Raw genomic sequence first — 22,756 nt, 5'->3', positions numbered from 1 at the left:
TAAAACTAACCACCAACAACAATAAGGACAAACAATGTCGAACATTATTCAACTACTGGAACGCATGGGGCAGGATGCAGCGCTACAAACAGAAGCTAATTTTGACAAAGCAATTACAGAATCAACACTCAGCACAACATTGAAAACGTTACTACTTAATCGTGACAATATTAGTCTAAAGCGAGAGTTAGATGTTTGTCCCGATGTGGTTTGCTTAATGGTTCCAGCAGAAGATGAAGAACCAACAAATGAAGAAGAGCCAAAAGAAGAAAATGTAGAACTCAAAGCCGTTGTACATGACTAATAAATTGAAAATGACGAAATTAATAACAAGAACACCAAAAGCCATATATTGGCTTTTGATGTTCTTTTGTTTGAACTGCATACCTAACGCCAATGCAGAGCTAGAAAGCACACAATCAAACATAGATACTTTATTGCAAAGCGCAGAAGAGGCGAGAACCAGCAATCCAGAAAGATTTAATGAGTTCATGGAAAGACTAGATGCCCGAAAGTCCACATTTAATAGAGAGCAAAAAGGCTATTTTGACTATCTAACAGCATATAAACTTTCATACGCAGGCCGATTTGATGAAGCCATCTCTATATACACGCTAATAATTGATTCAAAAATCTCCCCTTCTTTATCGTTTAAAGCAAGGCTATCCGAAGTCAATATTTATGCCATTTCAAAAAATTGGAATGAAGGTTTGCAAACCCTAAGTCAGCTACTCAATTCAGTCAAAGAAGTTGAAAATATAGAGTTAAGGGAAAGAACCTATGCTGTTGCAGCAGTTTTCTACAATCAAATCGAACAATTTGAATTGGGATTACAGTATGCGGAGCGTATTTTGGCCACGAGTAATAATCCAAGAACCTTATGCTTAGCGCATAATTTATTTCTAGAAGCTAGTTTAAAATTAAAGCGTCTAGAAGCAAATGATCGAAGAATCGATGATGCAAAAAAGGTATGCCATCAAGGAAAAGAACTTATGATGGAAGGTGCCATTTATACATATGTGGCTCCCTTATACCTAGAAAGTAACCAATCAAAACTTGCAATAGAATTATTAGAAAGTAAACTGAGAATTATAGAAGAAACTAAATATGTACCTATTTTATCTCAATTTTACTCCTTGCTTTCGGAGGCCTATTTTAATGAAAACAAGCCTATAAAAGCAGAAGAATATGCATTAAAAACTTTATCTTTAGCAAGCCAAACAGGTAACTCTAAACCCTTAATTAACACGTACTACATACTGTACCAAATCACTAAATCTCGCAATGACTTCAAGTCAGCACTGAATTATCACGTCAAATACGCCCAGGCCGACAAGGCATACCTAGACGATATCAAGACAAAGCATCTGGCCTTCCAGCTCGCCGAGCATCAGGCGACAGAACAGAAGAGCCGCATCGCCCTGCTGGACAGACAAAACCACCTGCTACTCACCGAGCAGAAGCTGGCCAAGACCCAGGCCGAAAATACCCGCCTGTTTATCTCGCTGCTTATCGCCATCATCACCTTGCTGGGCTTCTGGGCCTACAAGTCGTGGACTATTCAGAAGCGCCTGAAACAACTGGCCGAATACGATGCCCTGACCCATGTATTTAATCGCGGCCATTTCACTCAGGTGGCGCAAAGCGCACTAACCTATTGTGAAAGCACTCAGGCCGATTTGAGCTACATCTTGTTCGATTTAGATCACTTTAAGCAGATAAATGATAAATATGGCCATGCCTGTGGTGACTGGGTACTCAAGAAAGTCGCCAAGATCTGTCAGGCACAAGGGCGTAAAAACGATATCTTTGCCCGCATCGGCGGCGAGGAGTTTTGTATCGCCCTGCCAGGTTGCGATCTCAATACGGCAATAAAATTGGCAAAAGCTTGCCGAGAGGCAATCGCTAACATAGATTACAGTAAATCTGGCCACGACTTTCAGGTCACCGCGAGCTTCGGTATCACTGACACTAAGCTGTCTGGTTACAAGCTGGAGCGGCTATTCAACGACGCAGACAGTGCCATGTATCAATCTAAGCATGGTGGCCGTAACCGACTCTACATCTTCGATCCGCAAGCAGAAACTGTCATCCCGTCAACAGCTAAAACCCCGCAATCAAATTAAGCCCGTGACGCTAAGAGAACTCAGTCTTCTTAGCGTCATAAGCGTACCTAACCGATGATTTTATTCGACGAAAATGTGCGAGAGCGCAAATACGGGGCTGGTAAGGCCTTTTATATCCTTTTCAAGAGAACCTATAATAGACAATCGTTAAGCTATTGTTATAAATAGCCCTAGGCCATAGCGGCATCTACTCACCATTTTCAATTGGAATGATCTCGTGCTCAAAAAACTACTCACCATGCAAAGCTCTACTCAGATGATTGTTGCCATGCTTATCGGTTTTGCCGTAGGCATTTTTTTTGGTGAATCCGTTGGCTGGTTAACGAGTATCGGCACTGGCGTTATCTTACTAATGCAGATGACAGTATTGCCCTATATTCTAGTCTCCCTGGTTGGTGGTATAGGTAAGCTAAGACGCTCGACGGCAAGTCTGATATTTAGCCGAGCAGGAGTGATCATGCTTCTGCTGTGGTTGGTTGGCTTAGGGTTTGTGTGCCTAATGCCACTCTCTTTCCCCTTTGTCGAAACCGCCTCCTTCTTCAGCACCAGTATTATAGAGCCAGTCGCGGCTATCGATTACTTCAAGCTTTATATCCCCTCAAACCCATTTGAGTCGATGGCCGCAGGCTATGTCCCCGCGATGGTGATATTTAGTATCGCAATGGGGCTAGCGCTTATTGGAATGGAAGGCGATAACAAGCAGCAGCTGATTACCTTTATGCACACCTGCAGTGAGATTTTCTCTAAGATCACTCAGGCGCTAGTAAAAGTATTGCCTATTGGCATTTTTGCAATGTCAGCTTCGGCGGCTGGCACCATGGGAGTGGATGAATTTGCCAGTATGCAGGTTTACCTTATCAGCTACTTCGCCCTTTGCCTGCTACTCACATTTTGGGTGCTACCCTGGATCATCGCCTCAGTAACCCCAGTCACTTATGCCCAAGCGCTTCGTATCTCTAAATCCAGCGTAGTGACGGCCTTTGCAACGGGCAATATTTTTATCGTGATCCCAGTGATTGTCGAAGAGTGCAAACAGATCATGCGCGAACATGACAGCCTAAGCGATGACGCCGAAACCCTTATCGAAATATTAGTGCCCATTGCATTTACCTTCCCTAATGTCGGCAAACTCACCGTGATCCTGTTTGTGCTGTTTGCAGGCTGGTTTAACGGTACGCCAGTCGAAATTAGCGATCTGCCATCGCTGTCAATAAGCGGTCTGTTGTCACTGTTTGGCAGTGTCTATGTCGCGATCCCCTTTATGTTAGACCTTGTTCACCTGCCTCAAGATCTATTCCAGCTGTTTGTCATGTCAGGGTTTATTACAGGTAAATTTAACTCTATCACCGCCGTAATGAATCTATTTGCGCTCACACTCCTTACCGTCGCGCTATTTGAAAAACGTTTACGAGTTCGTCCACCACAATTAATAAAAATGAGTGTTGGCATCGTCGCCAGCATAGCGTTAACACTCATAGTGTGCCGACTCGGGATGGGATTATTCATTCACAGCCCCGATGTCACCAGCGGCGTTATCGCCAATATGCAGGTCGCAGATAAAGTACCAACCATAGTTAACAAACAGTTTCCTGTTGTCGGTAAAACCCCAACGTCGCCCATCGCTAATGTTGCAATGATCAGGCTGCGAGGCGTCCTTAAAGTGGGCTATATCCCAAGTAACGTGCCTTTTAGCTACTATAATAACGCAGGGCAACTGGTGGGATTCGATAGTGCAATGGCCACCAAACTGGCTGAAGATCTCGGCGTTAAAGTCGAGTTTATCCCTTTTGATAAAGATAAGCTCGCAGAGTCACTCAAGGCGGGATTTTTCGATATAGCCATGTCAGGCCTGGCGATGGATATCGCCCAAATGGATAAGCTCAGTTATGTCGAGCCTGTGCTAAAACTTAACCTAGCCGTTGCGACCAAAGATCATAAGGTTAATAGCTTCAAGCGCGATCAAACGATTCTAGCGATGCAAGATACCACTATCGCCTATGTTGAACACAGCGACCTTATCGATGAGGCCAAGGCCTACTATACCAATTTAAACTTCGTCAAAATCGATGGCTATAAGCATTTTTTCAGGCAGAAATCGGATAAGTATGATGCGGTGGTGATCAGCGCTGAAGCGGGTTCGGCTTGGACACTGTTCTTCCCTGGATATGGCATTGCGCTGCTAGAGAATCAGGTGCAATACCCAGTTGCATACGCGGTCGCTCAAGATAATCAATCACTATTAAACTATGTCAATAACTGGCAAAAACTGCGTAAAGTCGATGGCCACCAGCAAAAACTATATAACTACTGGATGCTCGGCAAAGGCGCTGTAGAAGAAAAACCACGCTGGTCAGTGATTAGAGACGTTTTACATTGGGTAGAATAATCGCTAGCACTGGGTCGAATAATAGCAGAACTTGCTGCAACATAGGGCGAACTACTCTCGCCCTAAGGCCTCACCTAACGGCTCGAAGTAATTAAGCAGCTGCAGGAATATCTTCTGGCGATGGGACTTATCGGGATAGCCTCCCGCTTTAGCCAGCTCAGAATCCAATGTTTCATTGACTAAATAGGGATTACTAATATCGGGGTGGATCTCAATACAGGCTTCAAATGCCCGCGCCATCAACTCTGTCGGTTTAGAGAAATAGTTTCGTCCATATTGCTTGTCGAGCGCAACAGCTCGGCCGACAAAGTCATGCCCCTCTTGCCCATCCTCACTAAGCAAACACGTTTTAAATAGCGCTTCTAAACGTTGGTTCAATGGATGAACAATGGGTGGCATATCACTAAGCCAACAACTGCTAGCGAAAGCAATACCCCGTATGGCAGTCTTATAGGCTTTAGGTGCGATATAGTGATCGAATGCATGCCAAAACTCGTGCGCTAGTGCTCCTGCCCCCGCATTCTTAGCTAATGCTAACTCACGGTGAGCAGGCATATAATGCGCTTGAACGCCGACCTGCCCTCCCGTACCAAAAGCTAAATTCAAACTTTGCCTCAGCCCTATGGCTTTAGGTGGCAGCTTCAATATGAAAGCCAAATCAGCAAAAGCATCAAAAATAAGATTGGCTGCCTTGTGCTTCTCTTCGGTCTCCACCCAGCTGCCGAGCCGAATATGGTTGAGGCCAAAAACCTCTTTGATATCATTAAAGCTGACCTGTTCACCGCTGCGATAATCGGGGCCAAGCCTATGATAGTTTTGTCGTTTCAACACCGAGTATGCGCCTTCCTATTTACCTATCTCATCAACTAGTCTCATCACCCATATCCATGAACTGACCACATAAAGACAGATATCATACCTTAAAATGAGGTCTATTTATCACAATGCGCATCCCCATCAATATAAGAAACTGATATCGACTATCCTCTATTGAATAGCAAAAAACCGTCTATGTAGACGGCTTTGCTCGGCGTTAAACAACCCAATTTAGTTCGCTATTTTAAGCTCAACTCGATCATCCATTAGGTTCATATCGAAATCGAACTCGTCGACACGAATAGCACGCTCACGCTTAAGATTATAATCTTGTAGCTGCTTATGCTCACCACCAGAAATCACCTTAGCTTCTAACGCCGCATCCAAGGTCAACGCAAATCGCACCCCAGACTTAAAGGCGCGCGCTTTTAAGCCCTTCTTCACCTTAGCCAGCAGTGGTAAACAGGCTATCTTCGCCAAATAAGCTTGCTCATTAATATAATTACCATCACCGGCGACAGGCTTAATTAAGTGGGTCAACTGACGCTTAAAGCCGGTATTAAGCTGCGCCTGATGAGCAAGCTCACGCACAAGATCGTCATTGATCTTCTTCATCTTAGGCGAATAAGTCACAGTCACCAGCTTCATAAACTGGCGCGTGGCTGCAGACGGGAAGTTATCAAGGAAATCGAGTAGCGCCTTCTCTGCGTTGCACAAGGCCCATCGAGTCGCATAGTGGAAGTATGGTGTCGCTTCACTGCGTTGCTCCCCACTAACCTTCTGCTCATAATAACGAATCGATGCCATCGCAGCATAAAGATAGCTCATCACATCACCAAGACGTGCCGACAACATCTCAGCCTGTTTCAGCTTGCCACCTAGCACCAGCAATGAAAAATCCGCATAAACCGCTAGCTTAGAAGCCAACTTGTGTACCGCTTTCTCATACTCGGCAACTTCGCTCAGGTTGGATTTAGCACCCGCAGTAAACGGGAGTAACCCTAAGCGGAATGCACGTAAACTGTTACCAACACTGTAACCTAGCGTTTGTCTAAAGATACGATTAAAGGTCTTATCGGCATCTTTTTCATCACTGTGAATAGACTCAACCATACTTTGCAAATAGGGATGACAACGCATGACACCTTGACCGAAAATCATCAAGTTACGGGTTAGAATGTTAGCGCCTTCCACTGTGATCGCGATAGGTTGCGCCATATAACCGGAAGCCAAGGTATTTTGTGGTCCACGCTGAATCGCCTTACCCGCTTGAATATCCATCGCCGAATTAAGCACATCGCGACCAATCTCAGTCATGTGGTACTTTGCAATCGCAGTTACGACCGATGGCTTAAGTCCAAGCCCTAACCCTTCGGTGGTCAACACTCGCATCGCTTCTTGCAGATAGGTTTTACCCGCAATATCCGCAAGCTTCTCTTGGATCCCCTCAAATTTGCCAATCGACAAACCAAACTGTTCACGTACAGCGGCATATTCGGCCGATGATTTAAATGAAGCTTGGCTGACCGATACACCGAGTGCAGGCAAAGAGATCCCGCGTCCAGCGCCAAGACAAGCTACCAACATCTGCCAGCCTCGGCCGATATTTTGTTGACCGCCAATAATAAAATCCATGGGGATAAAGACATTTTCACCGCGAGTGGTACCGTTGTAGAAACGGCATCCCATAGGATCATGGCGATTGCCTAACTGAACGCCTGGATGCGACTTAGGAATAAGCGCACAGGTGATACCTAGCTTCTCTTTACCGCCGAGCAGACCTTGAGGATCTTCAACCTTAAAGGCCAATCCCAATACGGAAGCGATTGGCGCTAAAGTGATATAACGTTTGTCCCAGGTTACCGACAAACCAAGCACCTGCTTGCCTTGATACTCACCCATGGTAACTGTACCTATGTCAGGAATACCACCCGCGTCAGAACCCGCCTCAGGGCTAGTCAATGCAAAACAGGGGATCTCTTGGCCATTAGCCAGACGTGGCAGCCAAAAATTTCGCTGGGCGTCGGTACCATAGTGCATCAGTAGCTCACCTGGGCCTAATGAGTTAGGCACCATGACAGTCACTGCTACTGCCGAACTTTTCGCAGCAATCGTTGCCACTATCGTCGAGTTAGCATAAGGGCTAAATTCGAGTCCGCCATAGGTTTTAGGAATGATCAAAGAGAAGAACTTATTCTCTTTGAGAAAATTAAGAATCGGCTCAGGCAGATGAGTATCATTTTGCAGCGCAAAATCATCCACCATCTCGATAAGTTTTTGTACTGGGCCATCGAGAAACGCTTGCTCGCTGGCAGAGAAGCTTGCGCCGGGTACCGCTCGCAGCGCATCGAAGTCAGGAACCCCCTGATAAATTGATCCCTCAAGCCAAACATCGCCAGCATCGAGCGCTTCTTGTTCTGTGGTAGAAATACTCGGTAGTACTTTTTTAAATGTTGTTCTAATACTCATCTTCAGACTCATCAGACCATTAAACTTATGTGCATTACGTCACAAAATGCGAGTTAGATCAAACATTCTAATTAACAAAAAACACTTTATTTTACAGTTACAAGCCAACGAAAAAATTAAAACCTTAACTTTTCATAAAGTTACACGTGTACGCTCAAACAAAAAAATTAAACACCCGTTTGATATGGCCGTTTAAAATAAGACTTTATTGACCCAGAACAAAGTAAAAATCTTACAACGTGGTCAGTAAAATGTAGCGCAACAACACTATTTCATTAATGAAAAAATGTCCTTTTATATTTACTAAATTAGCACTACTCATTATGTGGGTATAAGCTTAAATTATCGTCACGAACAACCCCTGCAAGATGGGATCGATTCATCCTTGTGTAACGGCAGATCGACAAGATAGATCGCCAGCGCACAAATGCTCCCATGCAGCTACCGATTAAGAGAGCGCTTCATGAAGATAGCACTGTTTATACCCTGCCTGGTTAACCAGATGATGCCCCATGTTGGTATCGCCACCGTAGAACTATTAGAAAAACTCGGACATCAAGTCATACTGCCCAAGGGGCAAACCTGTTGTGGCCAGCCTATGACCAACTCAGGCTGCTTTGATGAAGCGAAAAAAACGACCTTAAAGCTGCTAAATGCCTTCAAAGGTGTCGAATGTGATGCCATCGTTTGCCCTGCCGCATCCTGCTTAGTGGCAGCAAAAGAAAACTTCCATGAGTTCGATACCAGCCCCGAAGCTCAGGCCGTTATCGACAAGCTTTATGAACTCACCGAGTTTCTGCATGATGTTGCGCCCATTAAAGCCTTTAATAAGCCCTTCAATCACAAGATCAGCTTACAGCTCAGCTGCCATGGTATTCGCATGCTGGATCTGGCCACCCCAAGTGAGCAGATGGGCCCGCGCACCAATAAAGTGGAGGCCGTACTCAAAGCGATTCCTAGCATTGAAATAGTCTACCCTGGCCGTTACGACGAGTGTTGTGGTTTCGGTGGTACATTTGCCGTCGATGAAGGCGCCGTATCGGCGAAGATGGGCAAAGATAAGGCTCAAGCTCATGCCGAAACAGGCGCAAAATATGCCGTCGGTTTCGACCCCTCATGCTTACTTCACTTAGATGGCATGATGAGACGCCAGAAACTACCGATCGAAACCTTACATATTGCCCAAGTCATCAACGCTGCGCTGTAGGAGCACACTATGTCGACTAATCATACATCAGGGGCTGGCTCAGCGGTTCATGCTAAGAAAGCCGAAATTTTCTGTAAAGATGAAGCACGTGTAGATTGGCACTCTAAAGCGTTATGGATGCTCAGAGAAAAACGCGATCGCGCCGCCTCTTCAATCCCAGAGTGGGAGCAACTTCGTGAGCTAGGTTCACAACTCAAGCTGCATACTCTGACCCATTTAGACCAATATTTAGAAGAGTTTGAAAAGAACTGTCTCGCCAATGGCATTCAAGTTCATTGGGCTAAAGATGGCATAGAGCACAATCAAATTGTGCATAAAATCTTGGCCGATAAACAAGTTAAAAAGCTGGTTAAATCCAAGTCGATGCTGACGGAGGAGTGCCACCTTAACCCCTACCTTGAAAGCCATGGTATCGAAGTGATCGACACCGACTTAGGTGAGCGTATTATTCAGTTAGCAGAGCAGCCGCCTTCACATATTGTGGTCCCCGCGATTCACATGAAGAAAGAGGAAGTTGGCGAACTGTTCCATGATAAGTTAGGCACAAAAGCTGGCGCAGCAGACCCTCTCTACCTTACTCGTGCGGCACGAGCCCATCTGCGCGAGAAGTTCCTGTCAGCCGATGCAGCCATGACAGGGGTCAATATGGCTATCGCCGATAAAGGCACTGTCGTAGTGTGTACTAACGAAGGTAACGCCGACATGGGCGCTAACTTACCTAAGTTGCAACTGCATTCTATGGGGATTGATAAGATCGTTCCCGATTTAGATAGCGCTGCGGTAATACTGCGCACACTCGCACGTAATGCGACGGGTCAACCGGTAACCACCTACAGCTCTTTCTATCGCGGTCCACAGACCGACGGTGAGATGCATATTATCATCGTCGACAACGGTCGCACCGACATGTTGCAAGATAAGATCTTGGCTGAATCACTTAAGTGTATCCGCTGCGGTGGTTGCTTAAACACTTGCCCTGTTTATCGCCGCTCAGGCGGTTACAGCTACAACTATACGATTCCAGGCCCTATCGGTATTGCCGTAGGCGCACAAAATGATGATACCAACTCTATCCCTTGGGCTTGTACCCTTTGTGGCAGTTGCTCTTACGTCTGCCCAACCAAAGTGCCATTAGATAAGATCATCCATCATCACCGCAGACTCAAGGCAAAAGCAGGTAAGCTACCTTATGGTAAGCGCAGTTATATGCCACTCGTGGGTAACTTTATGGCCAGCGAAACCATGCTCAACTGCTCGATGAGTGTCGCGCGTACCGCTTTACGCATTCTGCCCGGCGCGATGTTAAAGCCATTCTCAGGGGCATGGGGTAAATACCGTGAACTCCCAATCGCTCCTAAATCAAGTTTCGAAACTTGGTTTAACAAAAATAGAGGTCAGTAATATGTCTAGCAAACAATCTATCTTGCATGCCCTAAAAAGGGTTGCTGTTGAACCTCAAGCGATGCCTGAAATTAATGTAAGCCCTCGCCTTGATGATGTCATTGGACAATTTGAAACCAATCTAGGCGCAGTGGCGGGCACCCTACATCGCGAAGCGGGTCTTAGCGGTTTGCAGGCTAAAGTGGATGAACTGATGGCTCAGGGCCAACAAGTGATATCCACCGTTGAAGGCATTACAGGCAACCGCACGATTCCTGAGACGGCTCACGAGTTAAGAGATATCGACTACGCAGTGATCCCTGGGGACCTCGCAGTAGCTGAAAATGGCGCTATTTGGGTAAACAACAAAAACCTAGGTCATAGGATAACGCCTTTCATCTGTGAAAACCTATTTTTGGTTGTCACAGCCGATACCGTCGTTGCCAACATGCATCAAGCAGTGAAGCAAATTGGCTTAGAAAGTGGCGAATTTGGCGTATTTATCGCTGGCCCATCAAAGACCGCTGATATTGAACAGGCTTTAGTGGTGGGGGCTCATGGTGCTTGCAGCCTGAACGTCTACCTGACTTAACAAAGATTAACCACCCCATTAGCAGCCTCGAACTGCCTTTGCCACCGTTTATACGGTGGCTTTTTTTTATCCATGACTCAGGCTAATCAAACAGGCAGCTGGCTTTCTGCTGCATAAACTCAATAAACAACTTCACCTTCAATGGCTGCTGACTGCGTTGATGATACAAGAGTGAGATACGTCGTTGCTCCCCACGCCAGTTGGGCAATACTCTCAATAATTTGCCCGCTGATAGCTCTGGTTTAACAAACAACTCAGGACCATACAAGATGCCCCCATCATCGACCGTAGCTTTAATTGCTCCGTGAAGATCACCAAGGGTTAACTTCGCCGGTCCTTCATAATAAAAACTATCACCATCAGCATGTTTCATTGACCAATTAAACAGTGGCCACACTTTAATTAAACTGTGTTCAATCAATTGATTTGGATGAGTCACTACTTGCGCGTTAGCTAAGTAACCGGGTGATGCATATAAACCGTAATCCAACACTCCTAAGGATTTTGACACCCAAGAGGAATCTGGCTGAGCCCCACCGACAATCGCCACATCGACGCCTTGATCAATTAAATCGATAGTGCTGTTATTTTGGGTAATATGCAGTTGTATATCAGGGTAGGCTTTTGAAAACGCATTAATCACACCGATAAAAATCATCGACGTGATCGAGACTGGTGCCGCGATCCTTAGTGTCCCCTCGGGCTTTTCGATTCGAGTATCATTACAACTATCAAAATGAGCCACCGCATCTTGATAACGAGAAAATAACTGGCTTCCCTCTTCTGTTAGCCTGAGCTTACGCGTACTTCGCATGATGAGCTGAGTATCGAGTAGCGTCTCTAGCTTGGTAATTTTGCGGCTCACGGTTGCGATTGGCATGCACAGCTCTTTTGCGGCTTGAGAAAAACCACCCGCATTGACTAAGTGCACAAACAGATGAATAAGTTGAAGCTCAGAGCCTACACAACGCGCCATTCTATTTCCCTCACAACATCAGCCTAAAAGATGACAATTATAACAAACCTCTCAAACCACCACAGCACTTAAGCCAAAGTCAAAACTGCGTTCAATCAATAAAAACGGAAATTATTCTTCGAAGGTTATACGCTACTGTAGTAATTAAATCCACGAGTCAGATTTAACCTAGGCAACAAGCTGATGTATAATCGTCCCACTCCGTTAACACTCGCTATCCAAAGGTCACATTCTGATGGCAAAAACTGCATCTGCACTTCACATCCTAGTCAAACACAAAGAACTAGCTGAAGATATCATCAAGCAACTTGATAAAGGCGCTAAATTCGACGTACTTGCCAAGAAGCATTCGACCTGCCCTTCGGGCAAGAAAGGCGGTAGCTTAGGCGAGTTTAAGAAAGGTCAAATGGTTCCTGCTTTCGATAAGGTATGCTTTACTGGCGAGCTCATAACACCTCATTTAGTGAAAACTAAGTTCGGCTGGCATGTAGTCAAGGTTTTATATAGAACGTAAGAATCAGTGTCTACAGAGACTAAGGCAAGCTAATTAATGTTTGTCTTAACTTTAATCACTGGTAAGCCCCAAATATCTTAGACACTTAACTGTTTCTCAAAGTACTGTTTTTCGAACTGCACAGGTGACAGTCCATTATTACTACCATGACGACGCACTGGATTATAGAAATATTCGATATGGTTAAATATTTCTGAGCGAGCCTCATCTCTGTTTTTATAGATTTTTCTCTTAACTCTATCTTTCTTCAGCAACGAGAAAAAGCTTTCCGCGACAGCATTATCATGACAGTTTCCTCGTCGACTCATACTGGCTTCTAAGTTGTGTTCCTTTAAGAAACTACGCCAATCAGAACAGGTATATTGCACTCCTTGGTCGGAATGTATCAAAACCTTACCTTTCGGTGAACGTCGCCAAATGGCCATTAATAGTGCATCAATTACCAAGTCAGCTTTAGGTGTGTTTTTCATCGTCCAGCCTACGACCTGACGAGAGAAGAGGTCAATAACAACAGTTAAATATAGCCAGCCCTCATGCGTACGGATATAGGTAAAGTCGGTCACCCAAACCTTGTTCGGTTCTGCGACATCAAAGCCACGATTTAATGTATTTGGTGCAGTATGGCTAACATTCCCACCTCCAAAGCTTGGATTGCGTTTGTAACCACGTACGGCCTTTATTTGGGCTTCCTTCATTATTCGATAAACACGATTTTTTCCGACATTTTCACCATCGTCTTTCAAGTCTAAAGTCAGGTTTCGATAGCCGTAGACACAACCGCTCTCCAGCCAAAATTGCTTAATTTTGCCCAGAAGGCGCTTATCTTCAATGGTTCGATTACTGCAGGGCTGCTTTAGCCAAGCATAAAAACCACTACGATGAACATTGAGCACTCGGCACAGTACGGCTATTGGATATTGGTCGAGTCGAGACTTTATGAACGTGTACCTTTCTTTGACTCGCTTGCAAAGTACACGGCGGCCTCCTTTAGTATATTTCGCTCTTCCGTGACTCGCCGAAGCTCTGCTTTTAGTTTACGAATTTCGTCTTGCTGATTATCGATAGTGATGTGTTGCTTCTCTGGCTTATCGAACTTGTTAATCCAGTTGTGCAAGCTTTTGGTTGTGACACCTAATCTTTCTGCCACATCAGCGATTTTATAACCACGTTCAGTGACTTGTTTGACTGCTTCAATTTTGAACTCATCGGGATAACGTTTTCCGCGCATGTAACACCTCATATTTTTGGTTCATTATAACTCTATGAAGTGTCTACTGTTCTAGGGGCTTACCACTGTATTGGACGAACTGCTGGCGCTAACGCATAAAGGGGCATTTATGAGCTGGCAGGATTAACTAGCTCTTACCAGAGTATGAATGCGCTAGCTTACAGCCATACAGCCTTGATCTACTACGAGTTCAGGATTAACACTGGCTAATTATTATTTTCTATATTATTAACTCATTGGTTAAAAAGTGTTTCTACCGTTTTCATTGGTAGAAACATGCGAATACGTCCATTATGTTCACACAATACTTCAAAGCCAAATTTTGTATAGAATGCCTGTGCTGAATCAGTGAGACAGTCCACGACAATAGCATATGCCCTCATATGGTGGTTAACTTCCCAAAGGTACTTCAGTGCACGGATTAAACTGACTTTCCCTAGCCCAGAACCGTGAAATTCCTTATGCACAGCTAACTGAGCTAAAAGAAACACTGGAATTGGGTATCGAGGAAGTTTCTTTGCTAGTTGCGCTGGTAAGGTTTCTCGGCTGATTGAGCTAGGCGCAACACTGTAAAATGCGCATATTGCAAACTTCTGATTAAGCAATGGCTGAGCGCTAGGAAGAATCATAGTTCGACTAATACCTGCTTCCATATGCTTTGCTGCTTGAGTTTTGATAAATGTATTTAGCTCTTGCTCACCACAGTCGAATGAGTTGCGGTCGTGATATGATTTACTAAGTTCTACGAACTCTTTGCCCCAACTCACTTGATACCGCTCTCATCTGTGAGTTTTGCAGCTTCCAACAAAGCTTGATTTGGCGCTTTTGCTTTGTCACAAGCAGCCATAAATGCGTCAAAGACACTATCCTGAACCACGATACTTTCGTGCTCTTCAATTACGTGTGTTGCATCTTCGTCCATAAGCCTAACTACATATTCAGTTAAACTTTTCAGACCAAGCAATGCTGATGCCTTTTCAGCTTTCGCTTTTATCTCTTCATCAAGACGGATATCTAAACGTGCTGTTGCCATAACTCCTCCAGTGTACGGACATATTCCGTAATGGCAGAAATTATAGTTCAAACATTGAACATATTCAACTTGTACGGAAAGATTACGGACTTTAAAAAGAATAAGGATTTTGATGCGACACTGAGACGGATTAATTCGTCGGGTGTAGAGTTCAGATAACTTTTAGTATTGCAAACGCACATTCGCAGCATGTGAATGAGTATTTACTCTAGCGAATAAAGGGGCAAAAGCTTCTTAGATTTTAATTCTCAAGTCACACCAAACACTGTCAAATCGAAGAGAGTGAATAACCCAGTGTAAGCGCGGTTTTGGCCCTTGGTAGCAGGGATGCCACCGTGGAGCGTATAGGGACATATTCACAGCGAGCCAAAAGAGTGCTTGCACACAAGCTCACCGCAGGTGATTGATTGCTATGAAGGTACGACCTTCAAATACCCTTAACAAATAAGATACAGCCAAACGCTACTTAAGCTAATCCAGAAGATGCCAGACCGTCACCCTAAGGCCAACCCATTTTGGTGCAAAAGCTTCTTAACTTTTAATTCTCAAGTCACACCAAACACTGTCAAATTGAAGAGAGAAAATAACCCAGTGTAAGCGCGGTTTTGGCCTTCGAAATCATGGCCAAAAATGTTCCTGACATTTTTCGGCATTCCCTCCGTCCTTGGAGGTCAGATGATTTCGCAGAGCCCACATGGAAGTGCTCACAACGATATCCCTATCTAAAAGCCAGTTCGACATCCCAGTCTCTCGTTCACCAGCATATGGCTGTCGCCAAGCTCCCCCTTCCTCTCGTTCGTAAGCACGAAGCTATGCTTCACTCACCGAGCCAAAAGAGTACTTGCACATTTCTCGCCGGACAGGCGTTAAGCAACAGCGAAGGTTCTACCTTCACAGACTTTCAATAAATGAAAATGCCGCCAAACGCTACTAAGTCAAAAAATGGCAAACCTTCACCCAAATAAAGCAACACCATTAAAAACAGTGAGTTATTAACTCTGCCGATTCAGATTATATAGTGATTTTAACTGACAGCTTGTATCCTGACTTAATCAAAGCCGATGATAAGGCATCGATACCAAATGTCTCAATATAGCGCTTAATCTCTATTCTCTCGATAATAGGAAGATCTGGCGCTAAGTGGTATAACGAGCGTCTGTCCTGTATGGTATTAACATTAAAGTTTTAAGCGCCTTTGCTCTATGCGCATGATTATTTTTTAGAAATATCAATCGATAACCATAGCAAACAAGCAGTTGGTTATACTATAACGACCGTCATCATCTCCTCGTTAAATAGATTCACAATCGGATGTACTAACATACTGTTTAATTTCTACTAATTTTCTGTCTGCATCTAATGAAACATGATTGGCTGGCGTTTGTACCAAATAACAGGACTTTGCCTATATGACCATAAAATTTCAGCATCTTATAAATTCAGTTAACCATGCCATGGCTGAAAATGATGAACAAACACTGCATAAGATTTTGGCTAATACCTCAGCCGCCGAAATAGCACGCCTCACCGAATCATTGCCACAAAAAGACAGATTAACCCTATGGCGCTTAGTGCCCACCAGCAGCCGCGCCAAAGTATTATTAGAGCTACATCAAGATCTGCGTCGAAGCCTTATTGCACAAACCGATGAAGCCGAGCTGACGGCGAGTCTGAGTGCGGTGCAGATGGATGAGCTCGCCGATATTGACAGTGACTTACCGATAACCGTGATTTCAGCCATGGTACAGGCGATGGACTCACAGCGTCGAGAACGCTACGAATTAGTCAAACACTACCCAGATGAAAGCGCTGGCGGTCTGATGGATGTCGATATCACAGCTGTTCGCGCCGATGTTTCACTCAAGGCCGCCCTCAGATATTTACGCCGCCTACGTCAAAGAGAAGGCTCACTGCCCGACCACTTAGATAGCTTAATGGTTGTCGACCGTAACAATGTGCTCTTAGGTGTCGCCCCTCTCAGCCAAATTGTCTCAAATGACTTAAGCATCAGCGTTCGCGAAGTAATGTCGACCGAAGTGACCAGTTTTACCCCTCTGGTCTCAGCCAGTAATGTGGCGCAAGCCTTTAAAGATAAAGACCTATTATCAGCCCCAGTGGTTGATGAACAGCATAAACTTATCGGCCGAATTACCGTCGATGATGTTATCGACGTTATTCAAGATGAAGCCGATAAAGAGGTATTTTCACGAGCGGGTTTAGACAATCATCCCGACATGTTCGCGCCGATCCTAAAAAGTTCTGGCCGCCGTGCTATTTGGCTAGGGATCAACTTGCTCACCGCCTTTCTTGCAGCCTGGGTCATAGGGTTATTCGAAACCTCGATTGAAAAAATCGTCGCGCTTGCCGTATTAATGCCTGTGGTAGCGAGCATGGGCGGCGTGGCGGGTAGTCAAACCTTAACGCTTGTGACCCGAGGCTTGGCCCTTAATCAGATAAACCGCAAAAATATGGCTAAGCTTATTGGCCATGAATTTAGCATAGGGGCCTTAAACGGTATGCTGTGGGCTGGTGTTGTGGGCATGATTGCATTCCAATGGTTTGGCGACTGGCAACTTGGCATCGTATTTGGAACCGCCATAATCATCGTGCTAATTGCAGGGGTATTAGCTGGCACCACCATCCCGCCTTTGCTCAAAAAAGTGGGCGTAGATCCCGCGCTCGCTGGCGGCGTAGTGTTAACCACTGTCACCGATGTCGTGGGATTTTTTGCCTTCTTAGGTCTAGCAACGGTCGTTATCTTGTAATGCTAGCCAAATACAAAGGGCTTAACTAAGGTTTAATTTTTAGGTACCCTTCAAATGAAGGTAACCCTAGTTAATGATGGCTATTTTACTTGTTCATTACGAACTGAGCGCTCTATGCTAATTGCGCCGTCGATATGGATATCCCGTTGTGGGAAGGCGATGACGATGTCATGCTCGTTAAACAGTTGATATAACCTAAAGCGAATATCACTGCGAATTTTACGAGTATCGGCTTCAGAATTAGCACACACCCAAAAAATGCCGTCAAACATTAATGCGTTATCACCAAAATCCGCGAACAGTACCACGGGCTCGGGCTGCTTAATAATATCGTCGCGTTCATCCATCGCTTGCTTAATCAAACGAGAAACCAAGACAGCATCTGAGCCATAGGCCACGCCAACACTGACCGTTGAACGTGCATTATTATCGATAAGGGTCCAGTTGGTCACAGTGTTTTCTAGCAACTGACTGTTGGGCACCAACATATGCACACCGTCACTGCGCCGAATTAAGGTCGAACGAGTGTTGATGCTTTCCACCACCCCTTTGGTTTCGCCTATCTCTAAAAAATCACCAATGCGAATGGGCCGTTCCCACATTAAGATCCAGCCGCTGATAAAGTTGTTAATGATGTTTTGCGCACCAAAGCCCACCCCAATGGCGACCGCACCAGAGACAAAGGCAAATGCTTTAAGGGGAATATTGAGGATCTCGAGGCTGGTGACTAACAGTATGGCAATAGCCAACACTAGATAAATACGTGAAAACAGATGCACTGCATCTGGTGCAACCTTCCTTTTATATAGTGCGCGTCGAATCAACTTGCCTATTCGGGTCACCACAAACCAGGCTAAAAACAGCAGTAACGGCACCTGTAACACTTGCGAAACCGTAATAGGTGACCCGCTATAGGTAAATAACACGTATGACATGAAATCACTGACTAACTGCCAGTCCATAGTCGCCCCAATCCCAATAATTAATGTCTATTGAGTATAACAGTCTGAGTAAAATCGGTAGCTTATGTTGGGTACGCCTATCACTTGGCTTGCAATCATATCTTATCAAGCAAGTTGAAGTTGGCGCTCAAGCATCACCTTACGCTCGACAAAACTGGAGAGAATAAACATCAGCATATAGCCGCTACCAAGCGCTAATACCACCGCAACCACATTGTCAGTAAATAGCGTATAGAGGTAGTAACTGACGATAAGCGCGACGATGCCGCTCAGACGTATGGCTAGACTCTGTACAAATAATCCATGGGCTTTGATAAAAGCGAGCTGATACGCATTCAGCATCATAAAGATGAAAAACATCGAGAAATGCATTAACACGGGCGCGGCTTTGGCATAGGGCTCAGGAAACACCCAATCAACCAGTTGCTGCCCGGCAAGCAGCATGGTCATAAAGAAACTCAATGACACTGTAATCGCAGTTTTATATACCCAACGTTTTATCAAACGCACTTGCTCAAACTGTTCGCCACGCACACACACCGCTAATTCTGGCAAAACGAAGCGATAAATAGGGAATACAAACAGCAGGGTCAAATAGGCGATAACCGGCCTAACTACCACCTGAAAATCCCCCAATTCATCCACACTAAAATGGCCGATAGTTAACAGCACAGTAATATAGATCATCAACAGCCCCGCGCCCGCTTCGAGCGCAGATGTGATGCTCTTTTGCACAAAACTCTTGAGGCTGGGGGTCATGCTAACCGACCCCAATGGCGTTGTGGCGATAAGCTTACGGCGATTGATAAACATGTACCCAGCGACAGCCAATGAGGACAACATCAAGCTATAGAATAGAGATGCGATAGCCGTTTGGTCTAACAGATAGAAAGCAACCCCAAAGGCAATCACCTGCCCTAACGGTTCCATCCAGGTCACCTTATTTGAGATGCTGTACATGCGATACATGGCTATCTGATTGGCAAAGTAGACCTTAAACCCCATCCCCAAAATAATGCCCACTAAATGAAAGTAGGCCACATCAAGATGCAACTTATGCTTAATATAGGGCAACACGATTCCCCACGTTAGCAGCACCATCGCGATCAGGGTATAGCGAAAAATATTGGTGATATCTTTATCGTTTTGAGTTTGCGAATAACTCACCACCATAGATGAACGAAAACCAGTCATAAGGATCAATGACATGGAGATAATATCGACCACAGTGTGATAGAGCGCCAAATCGCTTTTTATCACCCACTGCGCTAGCCAAATTTTAAAACCAAAACCAATAGAAATACTAACGAGTGTCGCCCAAATTCCTGCAACAAAAGCGCTTTTTACACGCTCAATGGGAGCTAGCTGCATGATGCCCTCGAATAAATTAACCTAAAATAGGGAGAATGAACGCCTCATTCATCTCGCCTTACTCCATCTCTTAAAACGCGCTCTGGTTAGATGTAAGCAAAGAGAAAATATCAGATGAATGTCAAGTTAGAGATATTAACAAATACAGAGGGATAAAAACGTGACTAGGCTGGGGGACGAGCTAGATTTCTATTACTTAAACCGATTTAACATTCGTCATCTACCCAGTTTCGCTGGCATAGATAAACATAGCGGCTCATTATTGACTGTTAAACATCGCCGATATTAGTGATTAGCCTGGTAATGCCCCTGAAAAATGCCTTACATCACTTCATTGAAATAACTGGAGTAGGGCATTTTCAGTCTGCGAGCTGAGATTAGCTATCTACTAACAGGAGTTAACAGGGACTATTTAACGCAATATCGAAGCAGTAAGCCGGACTGCCATCGACTTCATAGGTAACTCTGGAAAAATTGAGCGTGATGTTCTCTGTTTGCAGCGCCTTTTTATCACTCATACCACCGACACTGTAGGATGTCACCATAACTTGCTGCATACGGATCCGCAGCCCTTCGCGCTTCATCTCTACATTTGGAATGATCTCTCCAATGGCAACCGCTCGTAAAATGGCTGCCGATAGCGAATCGGTATAACGCGTCAGTGAAATATCTTGAAAATTGGCTTTTCCCGCACCGCCACCGCCGCCAGTATGAAACGATCCAGACTGAGAAGCTCCCCAAGACCAAGCTAACACCTCAGAGACACCAATTTCATCCAATGTCAGCATAGTTGGGCCATCAACCTTTGCCGATGCAGTGGGAGCCATCCCCATTGCAGCCAAGGTTAATATTATTTTTAATCTTTGACTCATAGCTATTACCTAATGATCAATCATAAAAACTAAAGTATAGACGAATGCAATGAACTTACTGAATGAACATATAAAACCTAGATAAAGATATAAAATGAAGAAACAATACATATATCATACATATAATATTAGTGTGATATAAAACAACCATCAGACTTAGCTGTTAGATAAAATAAAAACTGAAGCGCTAAAACAGAATAAAATAATAAACTAAATATTAAATTTAAAGACAGCCAAAACAATAAGTGATCTCTGTCTTAAATAAGCAGTTATCACTATATATCAATCTGAGAAACTCATTCCCAACAATGCAGAGACGCAGATCACACCGAGAAAGCGCACCAAATAAAAACCTTTTCAAATCAGCAATTAAGCAGCAAATAAATAGCTGGCACGCTCTATGCTCTTATTCCTTTGCATATATTTCTCAGTAATAAAAAATGAAAATAAGCAGTTTGTCTTTTAAATAAGGCAACCCTGTTTAAATGACATTGAAAAATAAGGGTAATGATAATGAGCAAAGATACTAAGACTAATCTATCTAGACGTAACTTTTTAAAAGCTACCAGCATCACAACAGCAACAGCAGGACTCGCACTGTCAGGGTTTGCCTCAGCAAAAACAGCGCCGACTTGTAACACGATGCCAGAACAGTGGGATGAAACCTATGATGTTGTCGTTGTAGGCAGTGGCTTTGCTGGGCTATCGGCGGCTATCGAAGCAAAAAATGCCAAAGCATCGGTGGTTATATTAGAGAAAATGCCCGTACCTGGTGGTAACTCAACTATTAATGGCGGCGGTATGGCCGTTGTGGGTAGCGATATTCAAAAGGCCAATGGTGTCACCGATTCTGTTGATGCGATGCTAGGCGATATGTATAAAGCCGGTCTTGGACTTAATTATCCTAAGCAAGCACGCATGGTAGCGGAACGATCCAATGAAGCTTTCGAATGGTGCAGAGATTATCTAGGGGTTAAATGGAAAGACAAATTGGCGCAGTTTGGCGGTCACTCAATACCTAGAACTCATACAACATACAACCAATCTGGCTCGGGTATCGTCCAACCTATGCTAGCTAAATGTAAAGAGCTTGATATTCCACTGCATAAAAAAGTCTATGTTAAACGATTAATTAGCGATAACGAAGGACGTGTTGTCGGTCTAGAAGTAGTGACTAAATTTAAGCCAGGTAAAGAAAACGCTACCGCGACTCACTTTATTAAAGCTAAGAAAGGAGTCGTGATGGCCTCAGGTGGTTTTGCCGCCGATGTACTTTATCGTTCGACTCAAGATCCAAGACTAACTGAAGAGCTGGCAACTACTAACCACAGTGGCGCGACTTCAGAATGCTTAAAAGAGATGGTTCGTGTGGGGGCAAACCCTGTACAGCTATCATGGATCCAGCTTGGTCCTTGGGCGTCTCCAGATGAAAAAGGCTTTGGCCTAGCTCCCATCTTTGCCGCCTACTCCGCCTTTACTCATGGGGTAATGATCAACCCAGAAACCAGCGAGCGTTTCGTCAATGAGCTTGCCGATCGTAAAGTTCGCGCAGATGCCATCATCAAAACGGGCAATGTGGCTGTCGCCATTTGTGACTCTGTTGGTGTTACAGCATCTATGCACGTTATGCCAAAACTACTCGAACGCGAAGTTGTTCATACTTTCGATACGTTAGATGCACTCGCCGCACATTACAAAATGTCAGCGAAAACACTGCAGGCTCAAATCGAGCGCTACAACAGCTATGTAGCTCAAAAAAATGATCCTGAATTTGGTAAACCTTTCTCTATGAAACAAAAAGCCATTCTTAAGGCACCATTCTATGCCGTACGTTTATGGCCTAAAGCTCACCACACTATGGGCGGTGTAGAAATCAATACTCAAGCTCAAGTTATCAATGTTGCCACTCGAGAAACTATCCCTGGTTTATATGCATGTGGCGAATCAACTGGCGGTACGCACGGTGCTTGTCGCTTAGGTACTGTTGCTATTCCTGATTGCATCGTATTTGGACGCATTGCAGGACAAATGGCTGCGAATGCATAGCAATTGCTAACGG

At 44.6% G+C, this 22,756-nt stretch carries 18 protein-coding genes; 9 read left to right on the top strand and 9 right to left on the bottom strand.

Going from position 1 to position 22,756, the window contains the following annotated elements:
• Positions 1-34 precede the first annotated feature (34 nt).
• The 3 genes from K0I73_RS04440 to K0I73_RS04430 all read left to right on the top strand — a co-directional run bounded on the left by K0I73_RS04440 (position 35) and on the right by K0I73_RS04430 (position 4,512).
• Positions 35-304, top strand: a complete 270-nt coding sequence (locus K0I73_RS04440; protein ID WP_220063322.1) for a hypothetical protein — start codon at positions 35-37, stop codon at positions 302-304.
• Positions 297-2,126: a tetratricopeptide repeat-containing diguanylate cyclase gene (locus K0I73_RS04435; RefSeq protein ID WP_258405292.1), complete on the top strand. Its 1,830-nt coding sequence runs from the start codon at positions 297-299 to the stop codon at positions 2,124-2,126. The genes K0I73_RS04440 and K0I73_RS04435 overlap by 8 nt, the downstream gene beginning before the upstream one ends.
• Positions 2,127-2,343: 217 nt before the next feature.
• The gene (locus K0I73_RS04430) at positions 2,344-4,512 is read left to right on the top strand and encodes a cation:dicarboxylate symporter family transporter (protein WP_220063321.1); all 2,169 of its coding nucleotides are present in this window, start codon (positions 2,344-2,346) and stop codon (positions 4,510-4,512) included.
• A gap of 51 nt (positions 4,513-4,563) precedes the next feature.
• Here K0I73_RS04430 and K0I73_RS04425 read toward each other — a convergent pair whose 3' ends face one another.
• Both K0I73_RS04425 and K0I73_RS04420 read right to left on the bottom strand, forming a co-directional pair.
• Positions 4,564-5,343 (bottom strand): CLCA_X family protein, encoded by a 780-nt coding sequence (locus K0I73_RS04425; protein ID WP_220063320.1) that lies wholly within the window; start codon positions 5,341-5,343, stop codon positions 4,564-4,566.
• A 216-nt stretch (positions 5,344-5,559) separates the two neighbouring features.
• Positions 5,560-7,797: an acyl-CoA dehydrogenase gene (locus tag K0I73_RS04420; RefSeq protein ID WP_220063319.1), complete on the bottom strand. Its 2,238-nt coding sequence runs from the start codon at positions 7,795-7,797 to the stop codon at positions 5,560-5,562.
• Between the two features lie 463 nt (positions 7,798-8,260).
• Here K0I73_RS04420 and K0I73_RS04415 point away from each other — a divergent pair, with 463 nt between their 5' ends.
• From K0I73_RS04415 to K0I73_RS04405, 3 genes are read left to right on the top strand one after another with little or no spacing between them, the layout of a single operon-like run.
• A complete protein-coding gene (locus K0I73_RS04415) occupies positions 8,261-9,004 on the top strand; it encodes a (Fe-S)-binding protein (RefSeq protein WP_220063318.1) in 744 nt (247 codons plus the stop codon).
• A 9-nt stretch (positions 9,005-9,013) separates the two neighbouring features.
• The gene (locus tag K0I73_RS04410) at positions 9,014-10,405 is read left to right on the top strand and encodes a lactate utilization protein B (RefSeq protein ID WP_220063317.1); all 1,392 of its coding nucleotides are present in this window, start codon (positions 9,014-9,016) and stop codon (positions 10,403-10,405) included.
• 1 nt (position 10,406) lies between these two features.
• Complete coding sequence (locus tag K0I73_RS04405; protein WP_220063316.1) at positions 10,407-10,976, top strand: LutC/YkgG family protein; 570 nt, start codon at positions 10,407-10,409, stop codon at positions 10,974-10,976.
• Between the two features lie 82 nt (positions 10,977-11,058).
• On the opposite strand, the gene K0I73_RS04400 is transcribed toward K0I73_RS04405, so the two are convergent.
• On the bottom strand, positions 11,059-11,952 hold the full coding sequence (locus tag K0I73_RS04400) for a LysR family transcriptional regulator (protein ID WP_220063315.1): 894 nt from the start codon (positions 11,950-11,952) through the stop codon (positions 11,059-11,061).
• Positions 11,953-12,187: 235 nt separating this feature from the next.
• On the opposite strand from K0I73_RS04400, the gene ppiC reads away from it, so the two are divergent.
• On the top strand, positions 12,188-12,466 hold the full coding sequence (ppiC, locus tag K0I73_RS04395) for a peptidylprolyl isomerase PpiC (protein WP_220063314.1): 279 nt from the start codon (positions 12,188-12,190) through the stop codon (positions 12,464-12,466).
• A gap of 77 nt (positions 12,467-12,543) precedes the next feature.
• On the opposite strand, the gene K0I73_RS04390 is transcribed toward ppiC, so the two are convergent.
• The 3 genes from K0I73_RS04390 to K0I73_RS04380 all read right to left on the bottom strand — a co-directional run bounded on the left by K0I73_RS04390 (position 12,544) and on the right by K0I73_RS04380 (position 14,727).
• Positions 12,544-13,694, bottom strand: a protein-coding gene (locus K0I73_RS04390) for an IS3 family transposase (protein ID WP_220063313.1) whose coding sequence is annotated in 2 segments (ribosomal slippage) — positions 12,544-13,457 and positions 13,457-13,694 — 1,152 coding nt in all. Because the reading frame shifts where the segments join, the coding sequence is not laid out codon by codon here.
• A 233-nt stretch (positions 13,695-13,927) separates the two neighbouring features.
• Positions 13,928-14,461 (bottom strand): GNAT family N-acetyltransferase, encoded by a 534-nt coding sequence (locus tag K0I73_RS04385; protein ID WP_220063312.1) that lies wholly within the window; start codon positions 14,459-14,461, stop codon positions 13,928-13,930.
• Positions 14,458-14,727: a type II toxin-antitoxin system TacA family antitoxin gene (locus tag K0I73_RS04380; RefSeq protein ID WP_220063311.1), complete on the bottom strand. Its 270-nt coding sequence runs from the start codon at positions 14,725-14,727 to the stop codon at positions 14,458-14,460. Before K0I73_RS04380 ends, K0I73_RS04385 begins: the two co-directional genes overlap by 4 nt.
• Before the next feature lie 1,409 nt (positions 14,728-16,136).
• Between K0I73_RS04380 and mgtE the strand changes: the two genes are divergently transcribed.
• Complete coding sequence (gene mgtE, locus K0I73_RS04375; protein ID WP_220063310.1) at positions 16,137-17,492, top strand: magnesium transporter; 1,356 nt, start codon at positions 16,137-16,139, stop codon at positions 17,490-17,492.
• Between the two features lie 80 nt (positions 17,493-17,572).
• On the opposite strand, the gene K0I73_RS04370 is transcribed toward mgtE, so the two are convergent.
• The 3 genes from K0I73_RS04370 to K0I73_RS04360 all read right to left on the bottom strand — a co-directional run bounded on the left by K0I73_RS04370 (position 17,573) and on the right by K0I73_RS04360 (position 20,697).
• Complete coding sequence (locus K0I73_RS04370) at positions 17,573-18,454, bottom strand: mechanosensitive ion channel family protein (RefSeq protein ID WP_220063309.1); 882 nt, start codon at positions 18,452-18,454, stop codon at positions 17,573-17,575.
• 105 nt (positions 18,455-18,559) lie between these two features.
• The gene (locus K0I73_RS04365; protein WP_220063308.1) at positions 18,560-19,825 is read right to left on the bottom strand and encodes an MATE family efflux transporter; all 1,266 of its coding nucleotides are present in this window, start codon (positions 19,823-19,825) and stop codon (positions 18,560-18,562) included.
• A 398-nt stretch (positions 19,826-20,223) separates the two neighbouring features.
• Positions 20,224-20,697: an Hcp family type VI secretion system effector gene (locus tag K0I73_RS04360; RefSeq protein WP_220063307.1), complete on the bottom strand. Its 474-nt coding sequence runs from the start codon at positions 20,695-20,697 to the stop codon at positions 20,224-20,226.
• A gap of 513 nt (positions 20,698-21,210) precedes the next feature.
• Between K0I73_RS04360 and K0I73_RS04355 the strand changes: the two genes are divergently transcribed.
• Positions 21,211-22,743 carry a flavocytochrome c gene (locus K0I73_RS04355; protein ID WP_220063306.1) on the top strand — a complete coding sequence of 511 codons (1,533 nt, stop codon included), beginning with the start codon at positions 21,211-21,213 and terminating at the stop codon, positions 22,741-22,743.
• Positions 22,744-22,756: the final 13 nt, after the last annotated feature.

This window comes from Shewanella mesophila (assembly GCF_019457515.1).
GTDB classification, from domain to species: Bacteria; Pseudomonadota; Gammaproteobacteria; order Enterobacterales; family Shewanellaceae; genus Shewanella; species Shewanella mesophila.
The sequence above is the reverse complement of the archived record's forward strand: the minus strand, read 5'-3'. Positions and strand labels throughout refer to the sequence as shown.

Excerpts from the sequence above, each read along its gene's own strand:
- K0I73_RS04400 (WP_220063315.1), bottom strand. The coding sequence starts at position 11,952 with ATGGCGCGTTGTGTAGGCTCTGAGCTTCAACTTATTCATCTGTTTGTG.
- K0I73_RS04370 (WP_220063309.1), bottom strand. The coding sequence starts at position 18,454 with ATGGACTGGCAGTTAGTCAGTGATTTCATGTCATACGTGTTATTTACC.
- K0I73_RS04420 (WP_220063319.1), bottom strand. The coding sequence starts at position 7,797 with ATGAGTATTAGAACAACATTTAAAAAAGTACTACCGAGTATTTCTACC.
- mgtE (WP_220063310.1), top strand. The coding sequence starts at position 16,137 with ATGACCATAAAATTTCAGCATCTTATAAATTCAGTTAACCATGCCATG.
- K0I73_RS04355 (WP_220063306.1), top strand. The coding sequence starts at position 21,211 with ATGAGCAAAGATACTAAGACTAATCTATCTAGACGTAACTTTTTAAAA.
- K0I73_RS04380 (WP_220063311.1), bottom strand. The coding sequence starts at position 14,727 with ATGGCAACAGCACGTTTAGATATCCGTCTTGATGAAGAGATAAAAGCG.
- K0I73_RS04410 (WP_220063317.1), top strand. The coding sequence starts at position 9,014 with ATGTCGACTAATCATACATCAGGGGCTGGCTCAGCGGTTCATGCTAAG.
- K0I73_RS04440 (WP_220063322.1), top strand. The coding sequence starts at position 35 with ATGTCGAACATTATTCAACTACTGGAACGCATGGGGCAGGATGCAGCG.
- K0I73_RS04435 (WP_258405292.1), top strand. The coding sequence starts at position 297 with ATGACTAATAAATTGAAAATGACGAAATTAATAACAAGAACACCAAAA.
- ppiC (WP_220063314.1), top strand. The coding sequence starts at position 12,188 with ATGGCAAAAACTGCATCTGCACTTCACATCCTAGTCAAACACAAAGAA.
- K0I73_RS04405 (WP_220063316.1), top strand. The coding sequence starts at position 10,407 with ATGTCTAGCAAACAATCTATCTTGCATGCCCTAAAAAGGGTTGCTGTT.
- K0I73_RS04365 (WP_220063308.1), bottom strand. The coding sequence starts at position 19,825 with ATGCAGCTAGCTCCCATTGAGCGTGTAAAAAGCGCTTTTGTTGCAGGA.
- K0I73_RS04360 (WP_220063307.1), bottom strand. The coding sequence starts at position 20,697 with ATGAGTCAAAGATTAAAAATAATATTAACCTTGGCTGCAATGGGGATG.
- K0I73_RS04415 (WP_220063318.1), top strand. The coding sequence starts at position 8,261 with ATGAAGATAGCACTGTTTATACCCTGCCTGGTTAACCAGATGATGCCC.